Source organism: Sphingomonas sp. PAMC 26621, assembly GCF_000251145.1.
Lineage (GTDB): Bacteria > Pseudomonadota > Alphaproteobacteria > Sphingomonadales > Sphingomonadaceae > Sphingomonas.
This window is the reverse complement of record NZ_AIDW01000019.1, coordinates 81,778-95,708: the sequence shown is the minus strand read 5'-3', so window position 1 is coordinate 95,708 and position 13,931 is coordinate 81,778. Positions and strand designations below refer to the sequence as shown.

Sequence of the window (13,931 nt, the reverse complement as noted above, 5' to 3'; positions counted from 1 at the left end):
GCGCGCAAGCGGTCAGGCGGGCACGCCGTAAAGATCGTGCTCGTCGGCATCCTCGATCACGACCGGAACGATACTGCCGATGCTGAGGTGCCCTGCGTCGCGGAGGAAGACTTCACCATCGATCTCCGGCGCATCCGCCTTCGACCGACCGGTCGCGCCGCCCTCGTCATCGACCGCGTCGACGATGACGTCGAGCGTGCGGCCGACCTTGGCCTGGAGCTTGTCTGCCGAAATCCGCGCGGTCAGTTCCATCAGGCGTGCGTAGCGCTCTTCCTTGATCTCTTCGGGCACGTGGTTGGGCAGGTCGTTGGCAGCGGCGCCCTCGACCGGCTCAAAGCGGAACGCGCCGACGCGGTCGAGCTGCGCTTCTTCCAGCCAGTCCATCAGATAGGCGAAATCGTCCTCGGTCTCGCCGGGGAAGCCGACGACGAAAGTCGAGCGGATCGCGATGTCGGGCGCGATGGTGCGCCAGGTCTTGATGCGCTCGAGCACCTTGGTTTCGTTCGCCGGGCGCTTCATCAGCTTGAGGACGTTGCGGCTGGCATGCTGGAACGGAATGTCGAGGTAGGGGAGGATCAACCCCTCGGCCATCAGCGGGATGACCTGATCGACGTGCGGGTAGGGGTAGACGTAGTGGAGCCGGACCCACGCGCCCAGCTTTCCGAGTTCACGCGACAGGTCGGTCATGTGCGCGCGGACTTCTTCGCCGTGCCACATCCGCGGCTGGTGACGGATGTCGACGCCGTAGGCCGATGTGTCCTGGCTGATCACGAGGAGTTCGCGGGTGCCCGCCTCGATCAGCTTCTCCGCCTCGCGCAGGATCGCATCGGGGCGGCGGCTGACGAGGTCGCCGCGCAAGCTTGGGATGATGCAGAAGGCACAGCGGTGGTTGCAGCCCTCTGAAATTTTCAAATAGCTGTAGTGCCGCGGCGTCAGCTTGAGCCCGCTCTCGGGGACGAGATTGAGGAACGCGCTCGGCGGCATCGGGGCGGCTTCATGCACCGCGCCGACGACTTCCTCATATTGATGCGCACCGGTGACCGCGAGGATGCCGGGGAATTTGGCGCGGATCATCTCCGCTTCCTTGCCCATGCAGCCAGTGACGATGACGCGGCCGTTCTCCGCGATCGCCTCGCCGATCGCTTCGAGCGACTCTTCCTTGGCGGAATCGAGGAAACCGCAGGTGTTGACGAGCACGACGTCGGCACCCGCATAATCGGGGGACATGGCATAGCCATCGGAGCGCAGCTTGGTCAGGATCCGTTCGCTATCGACCAGATTCTTGGGACAGCCGAGCGAGACCATGCCGATCTTCGGCGGGGAGGGGAGTGTTGTTGCCATGGGAACGGTGGCATGTAGGCGTGTTCGAGCAATTTTTCCAGCCACCCCGATTACGCTATTCTTCTTCCTTCCCCGGCGAAGGCCGGGGCCCAAGAGCGATGGCGGTCGTTATGGACGAGCAGGCTTGTATCGACATGATGGCGAGCCGACGAAACGGCACGCTCTACCTCGGATCAACCAATGATCTGGTACGGCGCGTTTGGGAGCACTGTGAAAGCGTAGTTGGAGGCTTCACTAAGACCAACGGCTGCAAATTACTGGTGTGGTACGAGGCGCAGAGCTCGTTTGAATCAGCGCGTGTTCGGGAGTTTCAAATGAAATCTTGGCATCGGACGTGGAAAGTCCGCGAAATCGAAGGTCTCAACCGGGAGTGGGAACGTCGTACGATCGGATCGCACAGCCATGACGGACACCGCTACTGGGCTCCGGCCTTCGCCGGGGAAGGAATATAGGTTGGTCGCGCATCCTGACAGGCCGCCCAGTGCGGTGCGATCGGTCAGCGCGGAGGTGCTTCGGGACGGCGACGAACTGCTCCTGACCTTCACCGTCGAGGGTCTGGAGCACGTCGCGCTTCCCGACCGGGCTGTTCCCTCGCGCACCGACGGCCTCTGGAAGACCACCTGCTGCGAGCTCTTCCTCGCGCCTCCCGGATCGGACGTCTATTTCGAGTTCAACTATTCGCCGTCGACGCAATGGGCGGCCTATCGGTTCGACTCCTATCGGGCGGGCGGTTGCGATCTTCCGTTGTCGGTAGAGCCACATGTTGATCACGAGTCCGCCTATCTCGCCGTGGTTCGCCAAAACCTGTCCGACCTGCCGCCGGGCCCGCTTCAGATGAGCCTCACCGCCGTCATCGAGGAAACCGACGGCACCAAATCCTATTGGGCACTCGCCCATGCGCCCGGGCCGCCCGATTTCCACAACCGCGCGACGTTTATCGCGACCCTGCCGGTGCCGCCGCACCCTTGACCTGCTTTGCTTCCCCAGCGAAGGCCGGGGCACAGTCGAGGGACGGTTGAACGCAAGACGCAGCGCGCGGTAACGATCACCTTCGCTACTGGGCCCCAGCCGTCGCCGGGGAAGCAAAATCGAGATGGTGCAGGGACCAGACCCCATGAACTTCGGTATCGATCGCCTCCTCGCCGACCCTGCGCTCCGCAAGCCGCTCGAGGGCAAGCGCATCGCGCTGCTCGCGCATCCCGCTTCGGTGACCGCCGACCTGACGCACGCGATCGACGCGCTGGTCGGGGTCGGCGTGAACGTCACCGCGATGTTCGGCCCGCAACACGGCGTGCGCGGCGATCTTCAGGACAATATGATGGAGTCGCCCGACTTCACCGATCCGACCTACGGGATGCCGGTCTTCAGCCTGTATGGCGAGGTGCGCCGCCCGACCGCGGAATCGATGGACCTGTTCGACGTGCTGCTGGTCGACCTGCAGGACCTCGGCACGCGGATCTACACCTTCATCACGACGCTGCGCTATGTGCTCGAAGCCGCCGCCGAACACCGCAAGGCGGTGTGGGTGCTTGATCGCCCCAATCCGGTCGGCCGTCCGATCGAAGGGCTGACGCTGCTGCCGGGCTGGGAAAGCTTCGTCGGCGCGGGGCCGATGCCGATGCGCCACGGGCTGACGATGGGGGAACTCGGCCACTGGTTCGTCGACTTGCTCAAGCTCGATGTCGACTATCAGGTCGTGGCGATGGAAGGTTGGCAGCCCGACGCCGCGCCGGGCTTCGGCTGGCCGGTCGACCGGACGTGGATCAACCCCAGCCCGAACGCGCCCAATGTGATGATGGCGCGGGCTTACCCGGGTACGGTGATGCTGGAAGGCACGTCGCTTTCCGAAGGCCGCGGGACGACCCGTCCGCTCGAACTGTTCGGTGCTCCCGATGTCGCGGCACGCGCGGTGATCGGCGAGATGCGGCGGCTCGCGCCCGAATGGCTCGAGGGCTGCCGGTTGCGCGAGATCTGGTTCGAACCGACCTTCCACAAGCACGTCCACCAATTGTGCAACGGCGTCCAGATCCACTGCGAAGGCCCCAGCTACGACCATGCCGCCTTCCGGCCGTGGCGGCTTCAGGCGCTCGCGTTCAAGGCGATCCGGACGCTCTATCCAGAGTATCCGTTGTGGCGCGACTTTCCGTATGAATATGCCTTCGGCAAATTGCCGATCGACGTCATCAACGGCGGCCCGGGCTTGCGGGAATGGGTCGACGATGCGGCTTCGTGCCCAGGCGATCTCACTGCAGTAACGATCGCCGACGAAGCCGCCTGGGCCGAACGTCGCCAAGACTTCCTCCGCTATTGACCGTGTCCTGATCGCTTTACGAAAATAAATTTCGGTTGGTCGTAATTGAGTAACGAGTCGCGGTCATAAGCCGGATTGACGATGGCGCGATGCCGCACCCTCGGTCATGCAGGACTTAGGCGATTCGCGACGGCTGGGGGGTTGTCGGATCGTATCGGAGGGTGGACCAAGTGGAATCAGACCGTCTGTTTTACATGCGCCGGGTGACGGCGGAACGTCTTGCCGCCGCACGCGCCATTACCGTCGAAGCGCGCGAGCGGCGCATGGTGCTCGTGCATTCCTATCTCGCCAAATTGCAGGCGCTGTCGACCGACCTCACCGCCGCCTGAGCTAGCGTTTCCGGGTCAGTTCGCGCATCGCCTCGTCGAGCCCGGCGAGCGTCAGCGGATACATGCGGTCGCTCATCAGCTCGCGGATGATCCGGACGCTTTGCGAATAGCCCCATTGCTGGTCGGGAATCGGATTGAGCCATACTGCGGCCGGATAGGTCGTGGTGAGGCGGTGCATCCACACCGCTCCTGATTCCTCGTTGAAATGCTCGACCGATCCGCCGGGGTGGCTTATCTCATACGGGCTCATCGACGCGTCGCCGACGAACACCAGTTTATAGTCATGCCCGAACTTGTGGAGCACGTCCCACATCGGAGTCCGCTCGGCGAAGCGCCGGGTGTTGTCCTTCCACACGCCCTCATAAGGGCAATTGTGGAAGTAGAAGAATTCGAGGTTCTTGAACTCGGTGGTCGCCGCCGAGAACAATTCCTCGCACAACTTCACCCACGGATCCATCGAGCCGCCGACGTCGAGGAACAGCAGCAGCTTGACCGCATTGCGGCGTTCGGCGCGCATCACGACGTCGAGCCAGCCCTGCCGCGCGGTGCCGTCGATCGTTGCGTCGATATCGAGTTCGTCCGCCGCCCCCTCACGTGCGAACTTGCGCAACCGGCGGAGCGCAACCTTGATGTTGCGCGTGCCGAGCTCGCGGGTGTTGTCGAGATTGCGGAACTCGCGCTGGTCCCAGACCTTGAGCGCGCGCTTGTGCGTGCTTTCGCCGCCGATGCGGACGCCCTCCGGGTTATAGCCGCTGTTGCCATAGGGCGAGGTGCCGCCGGTCCCGACCCACTTGTTGCCGCCCTGGTGCCGCTCCTTCTGCTCGTCGAGCCGCTTCTTGAGCGTCTCCATGATCTCGTCCCACGATCCGAGCGCCGTGATCGCGGCCATTTCCTCCGGGCTTAGATATTTTTCGGCGACCGCGCGGAGCCAGTCTTCCGGGATCTCTGCGGTGGTCTGGCCGAAGGTGGTGGCGATGCCCTTGAACACCTTCGAGAAGACCTGGTCGAACCGGTCGAGCAGGCCCTCGTCCTTCACGTACACCGCGCGCGACAGGTAGTAGAAATCCTCGGGCGTGCGATCGATCACCTCGGCGTCGAGTGCCTCGAGCAGGAGCAGATGTTCCTTGAGGCTGGCCGGGATGCCGGCGGCGCGGAGCTCGTCGAGGAAGTGGAGGAACATGGCGTTATGGTCCGGAACATCACAAAGGTCGCACACGCACGCCATTGCAGACGGGCGCACGGCGCGTCGGCTGGACGACGCCGCGACCCGATGATGACAGACTTGGGCCGTGTAGGACAGCCCGCGCGGCGTCAGCGATAGGCGTCGATCAACGCGCCGACGTAGTCGGGATGCCGCCCGGTCAGCTCGCGTGCGGGCCGGACCTTTGCCACCGCCCGGTCGCCGACCGGCTGGCCATAGATGAAGCCGTAGGTCGGAAAGACCGACCCGCCGAGCCCGGCATTGTCGCGGAACCACACCTTGACCACGCTCCAGTCATTGTCGCGCGAGACGTCGGTCAGCGTGACATCCTGTTCGGCATGGCCGCGCTCGCCGTTCATCCGTGACCAATTGGCGTGCGTCACCATCGCGACGCGTGAATCGACGACCTGGCTGATGACCGCGACATGGCCGAGCGGAAGCCGGCTGGTGCGGGCGAAGACGAGGACGGCACCCGCCTTGGGCATCTCGCCCCGGCGATAACGCCCCGCGGCCTGCGCCCACCACGTCCAGGCATCGCCGAACAGCTGGATTCCGGAGGCGGCGCGCGCGAAGGGAACGCATTGGCCGACATAGTCGAGCAGCGACGACGCGACCGCCGGTGCCGTCACAAGGACCGCACTCAACGCCGTGATCGTCAATCGAATTCCGCGCATCTGGCATCCCGTCGGACACAGCCCGGCGGTTTGCGTAGCGCGAAACGGTGACCGAGTCGTTACCGAAATTCAGCCGCCGTCACCTCGGGGCAGGCCGGGGTCGCGCTTCAGCCCTTGTTCTGCTGTCGCTTCGCCATGAACGCGAGGCGCTCGAACAGCATCACGTCCTGCTCGTTCTTGAGCAGCGCGCCGTGGAGCGGGGGGATCGCCTTGGTCGGGTCGCGGTTCTGCAGCACGTCGAGCGGCATGTCCTCGTGGAGCAGCAGCTTGAGCCAGTCGAGCAATTCACTCGTGCTCGGCTTCTTCTTGAGCCCCGGCACGTCGCGGACATCGTAGAAGATATCCATCGCGCGGTTGACCAGGATCTTCTGGATGCCGGGGAAGTGGACATCGACGATCGCCTGCATCGTGCCGCGGTCGGGGAATTTGATATAGTGGAAGAAGCAGCGGCGCAGGAACGCGTCGGGCAGTTCCTTTTCGTTGTTCGAGGTGATGATGACGATCGGCCGTTCGACCGCGCGCACCGTCTCACGGGTTTCGTAAACGTGGAATTCCATCCGGTCGAGTTCCTGCAACAGATCGTTGGGGAATTCGATGTCGGCCTTGTCGATCTCGTCGATCAGCAACACCGGCGGCTTGGGGCGGGTGAACGCTTCCCACAATTTGCCCTTGCGGATGTAATTGGCGATGTCGTGGACGCGCGCGTCGCCCAACTGCCCGTCGCGCAACCGCGCGACCGCATCATATTCGTACAGGCCCTGCTGGGCCTTGGTGGTCGACTTGACGTTCCATTCGATCAGTTCGGCATCGAGCGCCTTGGCGATCTCATAGGCGAGCACGGTCTTGCCGGTGCCGGGTTCGCCCTTGACCAGAAGCGGGCGTCGCAGCGTCACCGCTGCGTTGACCGCGACCTTCAGATCATCGGTGGCGACATAGCCTTGCGTGCCTTCGAACCGCTTCATCGCGACGCCCTCGTTCGTTTGAATTCCGGGTACGGCGATAGCGGGAATGCGCGCAGTAGCGCAAGCGCGCTCGAAACGAACCCCGGGGGGAGGGGTGTGCGCGGTGGCCTCGCCTAGTGCCGGTCGCGCGCGGTCGCGCGCGCCTCGATCAGGCACAACAGACCGCGATGCTGCGCAAACGCCTGTTGCGCGCCGAACCGCATCGCGCGGTGGACCGCCGCGCCTGCGCCCGCCGCCGCACTCAGCCGGACGATCGCACCCTCGTCGGGCAGTTCGCTCGGCGGAACTTCCACTCCGACCCGACCCGCGGCGGTATCGCAGATGCGGCGAAACGTCTGCCAGTCGATCAGCAGCGCGATGGCCGCCCCGGTGGCGCAACCGAGCCGGTCCGAGCCGGCGAGCGTATCGAAGGCATGTCGAAGCGCGGCGAACGCGCTGTCGCTCTCTGCCTGGCCCGGGGTCGAGGGCAGGGGGCCTACCGCGGCGGTCAAAGCGGCGAGATAGCCACGCTCGCCTGCGATTGCGGCGGCGGCATCGTCGAGCCAGCGGTGGTCGACGTCGGGAATGCGTTGCCGCGCGGCCGCCTCGAACAGCATGTTCGCGCGCCCGTGCACCGCACACAACGCGTGGATCGCATCGGCAAGATCGCGCCCGGCAGCCCGCGCGCCGAGCAGGCGAGGAACGAAGGGGTGGTGCGCACAGCTATCCGTCCCCGCAAGCGCCACGATCGTACCGGGGACTCCCGCCCCCGAATGTACCCCTGTCGCTGCGGTCGGCATGATCTTCGGTTCGTCCTTCGGTTCGAGTCGCGTCCGCCGTATTGGCAGGACGCCACACCGCTTTGGCGCAAGGCTTATACCGAAGCACGTAAAAACCTGGTTTATGGCAGGTTAAACCTATTTCAACTTAGTCGCGCACAATCCTTGGCGGCAAACGCAAGTTATTGATCGGCAAATGATTGCTGGATCGCCTAGACGGTACGAGAAATTGTCTTTCCGTCATCGCCGGTTCTGAAAATTCTACTATAATGGCAATGTCTTAGCTTGTTGCTTTGCCGGCGGGATCAGCGTGTGCAGACCATGCCGATGATCCGGTCCATGGCGCCGTGCCATACCGGCGCGAAGCCGATCCGGACCTTGAGCGAGCGTTGGGGTGCCTGGGCGAGTGCCGTGTCGATCGCTTCGGCGCGATGGCTTTCAAAGACGCGCTCGATCGTTCGGGCGACCATGGCACGCTGCGACAGCACGGCCAGACCGGCAAAGGCGGTCGAACGCAGCATGTCCGCGTCGGACCCGACCATCACCGTGAGCGCCGGCGCCGGCTCCGCGATCGCCCCGGACCGGTCGATCAGCACCAGCGCGACATCCCCCGCCGCCATCATCGCGTCCGCCGCTGCCTGTTCGATCGCGCAGATCCGGGCATGGTCCTGGACGAGCGTATCGTCGCGACTGATCAGCGCGACGCCGCGCCGAGACGGCACAAGCGTTACGGCGAGGACTCGCCCGGCGCGCGCGATCGAACGGAGGTGAAGATCTTCCGCCGTTCCGGTCATCGCGACCCGCTGGATCGCCGCGGTGAGGACGGGGTGCTGCGCGACCGGCGCGATGCCGGCAAGCGGTTGACCGGGCGCAGCCATCGTCCCGAAATGAAGCCGCGCCGCGCGGCTCGTCGCCGCGATCCTCCCGTCCGCGTCGGCGACGAGAACGATGTCGCCGATCGTATCCAGCAATGGGGCGACGTCGATCGGTTCACTCTTGTCGCTGGCGGGATCGGGGGTGGCTTCCCCACACAACCCGTTGAACGTTTCCATCGCGAGCAGCACGAGGCGGGGCCGGCCGTGCATCAGGACATAGACCGGCTCTCGCGCGGCGCGTTCCTGCCACACGCCGAAATGTCGAACCAGATTGGAGGCAGTGACGATCCGGTCGGGCGTTGCCGGAAACGCTGCGGGATAGGGGTGGGATGCGGTCGGCATGCGACCGTGATCGCGCAAAGACCGCCGAGGCACCACCGAATGCCGCCAAACCGGATGCAGTTGCTATTGCGCGTCGTTGCCATGCGACTGGACGACGATGGGGTCTCCATCGCCGTCCGTCACCGGCTTACTGGTCGAGGAACGACCGCATCTTGCGGCTGCGGCTCGGATGCTTGAGCTTGCGCAGCGCCTTCGCCTCGATCTGACGAATACGCTCGCGCGTGACCGAGAACTGCTGGCCGACTTCCTCGAGCGTGTGGTCGGTGTTCATCCCGATCCCGAAGCGCATGCGCAGAACGCGCTCCTCGCGCGGGGTGAGCGACGCGAGCACCCGCGTGACGGTCTCCTTGAGGTTCGCCTGGATCGCAGCATCCACGGGGATGATCGCGTTCTTGTCCTCGATGAAATCGCCGAGATGCGAATCCTCCTCGTCGCCGATCGGCGTTTCGAGGGAGATCGGCTCCTTGGCGATCTTCATCACCTTGCGGACCTTCTCGAGCGGCATTGACAGACGCTCTGCCATTTCCTCGGGCGTGGGCTCGCGGCCCTGCTCGTGGAGGAACTGACGGCTGGTGCGGACCAGCTTGTTGATCGTCTCGATCATGTGGACCGGAATGCGGATCGTCCGCGCCTGATCCGCAATCGAGCGGGTGATCGCCTGACGGATCCACCAGGTCGCATAGGTCGAGAACTTGTAGCCGCGGCGATACTCGAACTTGTCGACCGCCTTCATCAGGCCGATGTTGCCCTCCTGGATGAGATCCAGGAACTGCAGGCCGCGGTTGGTGTATTTCTTGGCGATCGAGATGACGAGCCGCAGGTTCGCCTCGACCATTTCCTTCTTGGCGATGCGCGCCTCGCGCTCGCCCTTCTGGACCATGTTGACAATGCGGCGGAACTCGCCGAGCGCCATGCCGGTCGCCTGGCTGATCTCGCTGATCTCGACGCGGATGCGATCGACCGCTTCGCCCTCGTTGGTGACGAACGCGGTCCACTTCTTGTCGAGCTTGGCGACGCTCGGCAGGAACTGCTCATCGAGCTCATGGCCGATATAGCGGTCGAGGAAGTCCTTGCGCGGCACCTTGTGGCGCTCGGCGAGGCGCAGCATCTGGCCACCGAGCGCGGTGAGGCGACGGTTGAAGGCGTAGAGCTGGTCGACCAGATATTCGATCTTGGCGTTGTGGAACTGGACGCTCTCGACCTCGGCGGTCAGCTCCTCGCGGAGCTTGTGATACTTTTTCTCGTCGTTGCTCGACAGCTCTCCGCCGCCCGCCATCGCGTCGAGACGCGCCTGCTGGATCTTGGAGAACTTCTTGTAGAGCGCGGTGATGTTGGCGAAACGCTCGAGCGCGATCGGCTTGAGCTGCTCTTCCATCTGCGCGAGGCTGAGGGTGTTGTCCTCTTCCTCATCGTCCGACGCACGCGGGGTGCGGCGCTCGCCGTCCTCGTCCTCGTCGACCGACGGCTCCTCGGGCTCGGCTTCTTCCTTGAACGATGGCCCTGCGTTCTTTTCCGAAATCTCGCCGTCGCCTTCCTCGGCTTCGGCCATCGCTTCCGGCGCGGGGTCCTTTGACAGCATCGCGTCGAGATCCATGATCTCGCGCAGCTGCATCGTGCCTTCGTTGAGCGCGGTCGACCAGTCGATGATCGCGTTGAACGTGATCGGCGATTCGCACAGACCCAGGATCATCGTGTCGCGACCCGCTTCGATCCGCTTGGCGATGGCGATTTCGCCCTCACGGCTGAGCAGCTCGACCGCACCCATCTCACGCAGGTACATGCGGACCGGGTCGTCGGTACGGTCGACGATTTCCTTCTTCTTGACGTCGAGCGCGGGGCCGGCGTCTTCCGACGAGTCTACGGGTTCCGCATCGTCGTCGTCCTCGGCCTTGGCCGGCTCGTCGCCGTCCTCGCCCTGCTCGTCATTCTCGACGATGTTGATGCCCATCTCGCTGAGCGCGGCGCTGATGTCCTCGATCTGGTCGGACGACATCTCGCCCTGCGGCAACGCTTCGTTGAGCTGTTCATAGGTGATGTACCCGCGCTTCTTCGCGCGCGCGATCACCTTCTTGATCGAAGCGTCGTTCAAATCGATCAGCGGTGCGTCGCTCGACTCGGTCGTATCCGCAACGTCCGCCATATCCGTCTTCGCCATCAACTGCCCTCGGTCATAAAGCTTCTTGCGTCTTCGTTCGACTGCACCAGATTTGCAAGTCGCGCGTCGAGCGTCTGTTTTTCCTTCACCAGCGCAACTTGCCGGGCAAAGGCCTCATCCGAACACTCCAGCTGCATCGCAGCGGTTGCCTCAGCCAGCGCGGCGTCGACTTCTGGTCGCGCCACCAGGATTGCGATCGCCTCGTCGAGGTCCTCGCGCGCCCGGGCCGGCTCGGCATCCTTCTGCGTGAACGAACACGACAATCGGTCGGGTCGCAGCAGATCATGCGCGATACTGTCAAATCCGGATGAAGCCAATATGGTGAGCAAGCGGTCACTATCAAGCACATGGTCTTCGACCGCGAGATCGACCACCGCCTCGAACAACCGCCCGAGCGCGTCGTCGCCGAGCTTCAGGCTCCCAAGGACCTCCATATGCCGTGCGATTTCCGCCGGATGGCGGATGAGCCCGGCCAGCACCGCCTTGGCGAGGATCGGATCGATTCCGCGGGTGCGGACCGATTTGACCCCTTCGCCGACGGGAAGATGCGGCGCCTTATACGCCTTGCCGGGCTTTCCGCGCTGGAACGGCTGGAACGGCGCGCGCGGCTCGAAGGGCTTGCGCTGCGGACGGAAGGCTTCGTCGAAGCGGGTGCGGAATTCGGCCTGATATTCGTGCGCGACGTTGCTGTCGGCGATCGTCTTGGCAAGATCGGCGAGCCGCGCCTTGAGACCCGCCTTCTGCTCGGGCGTGTCGAGCGGCTCGGCGGCGAGCTCGCTTTTCCACAGCCGGTCGACCAGCGGTTCGGTCTGCTGGAGCAACGCCTCGAACGCGCCAGGGCCCTTGGCGCGGACAAGATCGTCGGGGTCCTGACCCGCGGGCAGGGTAACGAACGCGAGGCTGCGGCCCGGCTGGAGCAGCGGGAGCGCGCGGTGTGCGGCGCGCAAAGCCGCCTTCTGCCCCGCGCTGTCACCGTCGAAGCACAGGATCGGGACTTCGCACAGCCGCCACAGCCGCTCGAGCTGCGGCTCGGTCAGCGCGGTGCCGAGCGGGGCTACCGCCTCGCCGAACCCAGCCTGCGCGAGCGCGATCACGTCCATATAGCCCTCGACCACCAATACGCGCCCCGTCTTGCGCGAGGCGGGGGCGGCGCGATCGAGATTGTAGAGCGTGCGGCCCTTGTCGAACAAAGGGGTTTCGGGAGAATTGAGGTATTTGGGCTCGCCGTCGCCGATGATACGACCGCCGAACGCAATCGTGCGCCCGCGCGGATCGCGGATCGGGATCATCAGGCGGCCACGGAAGCGATCGTAGGGGACCTTGTCGTCGACCTTGATCAGCAACCCGGCCTCGATCAGCAGCGGGTCGCCATAGTCCTTGAGCGCGGTCTTGAGCCCGCCGCGCGAATCGGGCGAGAAGCCGAGCCCGAAGGTGCGCGCGGTCTCGGGCTTGATCCCGCGCTTGGCGAGCACCCCGCGCGCGGTCGCGCCAGCGAGGCCGTCGAGCTGCTCGGTGAACCAGGTCGCGGCATCGGCGCACGCTTCGTGGAGGCCCTTGGCGGCTTCCGCTTTCTCCGCGGCGCGCGGGTCCATCGCGGGGAGTTCGAGCCCCGCGGTCTGCGCGAGTTCCTTGACCGCATCCATGAACGCAGCCCGCGCTGCTCGGTCATCCAGCGGATCGCATCGCCATGCGCCGAGCAGCCGAAGCAATGGTAGAAGCCCTTGTCGTCGTTGACGTAGAAGCTCGGGGTCTTCTCGTTATGGAACGGGCAGCACGCACGCCACTCGCGGCCCGCCTTCTGGAGCTTGGTGGTCTTGCCGACCAGGCCGGACAGGAGCGTGCGGCTGCGGAGTTCGTCGAGGAATTGGGGGGAGAGGGTCATGCGATAGGGGCCTTCGGGGGAGGCCCCCCTACACCCCCGTTCGTTTCGAGCGAAGTCGAGAAACCCGGCACCAGCCCAGGTTTTACGACTTCGCTCGAAACGAACGGTTTGGGGTGGAGTGTGCGTTCTTTTGGAGGGCGCGCGAAATGGGAGAGCATCGACCAGTTTCCGGCGATCAACGCCTCTTTCTTGGCACGCGACCAGCCGCTTACGATCCGCTCGGCTTCGAGGGCCTCGAGGCGGGTCGGGAAATATTCGCTCCAGACGAGTTCGACGGGCATCCGGCGGGAGGTGAAGTCGCAATGGCCGCCGGTCTGGTGTTCGCCGATCCGGCGGTCGAGCGAGTCGGTATGCCCGGTGTAATAGGCACCGTCCGCGCATCGCAGCATGTAGGTCCAGAAGGCCATGCTGTAGTGTGCTCCCGCGCCTGGGTTGAGTCGAGCGCGGGGGTGGCGGGTGCCGGGTTTCTCGACTTCGCTCGAAACGAACGGTTGGGAGTAGCGCGGTTTGGTTGGGAAGTGGCGGGGGGGCGGGGCACCCCCCACCCCCTGTTCGGTTCGAGCGAAGTCGAGAACTCCGCGCTACTCCCGGTTACGCCAGCGCAGCCTTCACCGCAGCACTCGCCTTGCTCATGTCGAGCTCGCTCGCATGGCGCGCCTTCAGCTCCGCCATCACGCGGCCCATGTCTTTCATGCCACTCGCGCCGAGCTCGGTCTTGATCGCCTCGATCGCCGCCGCGGTCTGCGCCTCGTCGAGCTGCGTAGGCAGGAACTGCTCGATCACGACGATCTCCGCGCTCTCCGCATCCGCCAGTTCCTGGCGTCCGCCCTTGACGTACATCTCGATCGACTCGCGGCGCTGCTTGATCATCTTCTGCAACACCTCGACCACGAGCACATTGTCGTCGTCCGGCGCCTTGCCCTCGCGTGATTGCGGCGCGCGCGCCTCGATGTCGCGATTCTTGATCGACGACTGCACCAGCCGGAGGGTCGCGGTGCCAGCCTTGTCGCCGCCCTTCATCGCAGTGATCAATGCAGCCTTGATGTCGTCTCGAATCATGTGTCGTCCTTTTGCTGGGGCAGGAGGGTAGCGGGTTTATCC

General features: G+C 64.6%; 13 protein-coding genes and 1 pseudogene. 4 read left to right on the top strand and 10 right to left on the bottom strand.

The features are described 5' to 3' along the window. Positions 1 to 12 precede the first annotated feature (12 nt). The gene (gene rimO, locus RI03_RS10365) at positions 13 to 1,341 is read right to left on the bottom strand and encodes a 30S ribosomal protein S12 methylthiotransferase RimO (RefSeq protein WP_010217195.1); all 1,329 of its coding nucleotides are present in this window, start codon (positions 1,339 to 1,341) and stop codon (positions 13 to 15) included. A 20-nt stretch (positions 1,342 to 1,361) separates the two neighbouring features. Between rimO and RI03_RS22685 the strand changes: the two genes are divergently transcribed. From RI03_RS22685 to RI03_RS24065, 4 genes are all read left to right on the top strand, one after another. Continuing rightward, positions 1,362 to 1,793, top strand: coding sequence for a GIY-YIG nuclease family protein (locus RI03_RS22685; RefSeq protein WP_338009633.1), 432 nt, complete (start codon positions 1,362 to 1,364; stop codon positions 1,791 to 1,793). Between the two features lies 1 nt (position 1,794). Continuing rightward, complete coding sequence (locus RI03_RS10360; protein WP_010217190.1) at positions 1,795 to 2,310, top strand: DOMON-like domain-containing protein; 516 nt, start codon at positions 1,795 to 1,797, stop codon at positions 2,308 to 2,310. 145 nt (positions 2,311 to 2,455) lie between these two features. Continuing rightward, positions 2,456 to 3,652, top strand: a complete 1,197-nt coding sequence (locus tag RI03_RS10355) for an exo-beta-N-acetylmuramidase NamZ family protein (protein WP_010217188.1) — start codon at positions 2,456 to 2,458, stop codon at positions 3,650 to 3,652. Positions 3,653 to 3,822: 170 nt separating this feature from the next. After that, on the top strand, positions 3,823 to 3,981 hold the full coding sequence (locus tag RI03_RS24065; RefSeq protein WP_157136955.1) for a hypothetical protein: 159 nt from the start codon (positions 3,823 to 3,825) through the stop codon (positions 3,979 to 3,981). Position 3,982: 1 nt separating this feature from the next. Here RI03_RS24065 and RI03_RS10350 read toward each other — a convergent pair whose 3' ends face one another. The 9 genes and pseudogenes from RI03_RS10350 to RI03_RS10310 form a co-directional block, all read right to left on the bottom strand. Beyond that, entirely contained in the window at positions 3,983 to 5,161 is a 1,179-nt protein-coding gene (locus RI03_RS10350; protein ID WP_010217186.1) for a vWA domain-containing protein, read from the bottom strand. Positions 5,162 to 5,292: 131 nt separating this feature from the next. Then, entirely contained in the window at positions 5,293 to 5,856 is a 564-nt protein-coding gene (locus RI03_RS10345) for a CHAP domain-containing protein (protein ID WP_010217184.1), read from the bottom strand. A gap of 107 nt (positions 5,857 to 5,963) precedes the next feature. Further along, positions 5,964 to 6,818, bottom strand: a complete 855-nt coding sequence (locus tag RI03_RS10340; RefSeq protein WP_010217182.1) for an AAA family ATPase — start codon at positions 6,816 to 6,818, stop codon at positions 5,964 to 5,966. Positions 6,819 to 6,931: 113 nt separating this feature from the next. Beyond that, positions 6,932 to 7,597 (bottom strand): DUF6975 family protein, encoded by a 666-nt coding sequence (locus RI03_RS10335; protein WP_010217180.1) that lies wholly within the window; start codon positions 7,595 to 7,597, stop codon positions 6,932 to 6,934. A gap of 284 nt (positions 7,598 to 7,881) precedes the next feature. Next, positions 7,882 to 8,793, bottom strand: coding sequence for a PAS domain-containing protein (locus RI03_RS10330; RefSeq protein WP_010217178.1), 912 nt, complete (start codon positions 8,791 to 8,793; stop codon positions 7,882 to 7,884). A gap of 127 nt (positions 8,794 to 8,920) precedes the next feature. Next, positions 8,921 to 10,948 (bottom strand): RNA polymerase sigma factor RpoD, encoded by a 2,028-nt coding sequence (rpoD, locus tag RI03_RS10325; RefSeq protein WP_010217175.1) that lies wholly within the window; start codon positions 10,946 to 10,948, stop codon positions 8,921 to 8,923. Then, positions 10,948 to 12,830 (bottom strand): annotated as a pseudogene (gene dnaG / locus RI03_RS10320) (DNA primase). Before dnaG ends, rpoD begins: the two are co-directional and overlap by 1 nt. Continuing rightward, entirely contained in the window at positions 12,827 to 13,237 is a 411-nt protein-coding gene (locus RI03_RS10315) for a GIY-YIG nuclease family protein (protein ID WP_010217169.1), read from the bottom strand. The pseudogene dnaG and the gene RI03_RS10315 overlap by 4 nt, the downstream one beginning before the upstream one ends. 184 nt (positions 13,238 to 13,421) lie before the next feature. Next, positions 13,422 to 13,889, bottom strand: coding sequence for a GatB/YqeY domain-containing protein (locus RI03_RS10310; protein ID WP_010217167.1), 468 nt, complete (start codon positions 13,887 to 13,889; stop codon positions 13,422 to 13,424). Between the last annotated feature and the right edge of the window lie 42 nt (positions 13,890 to 13,931).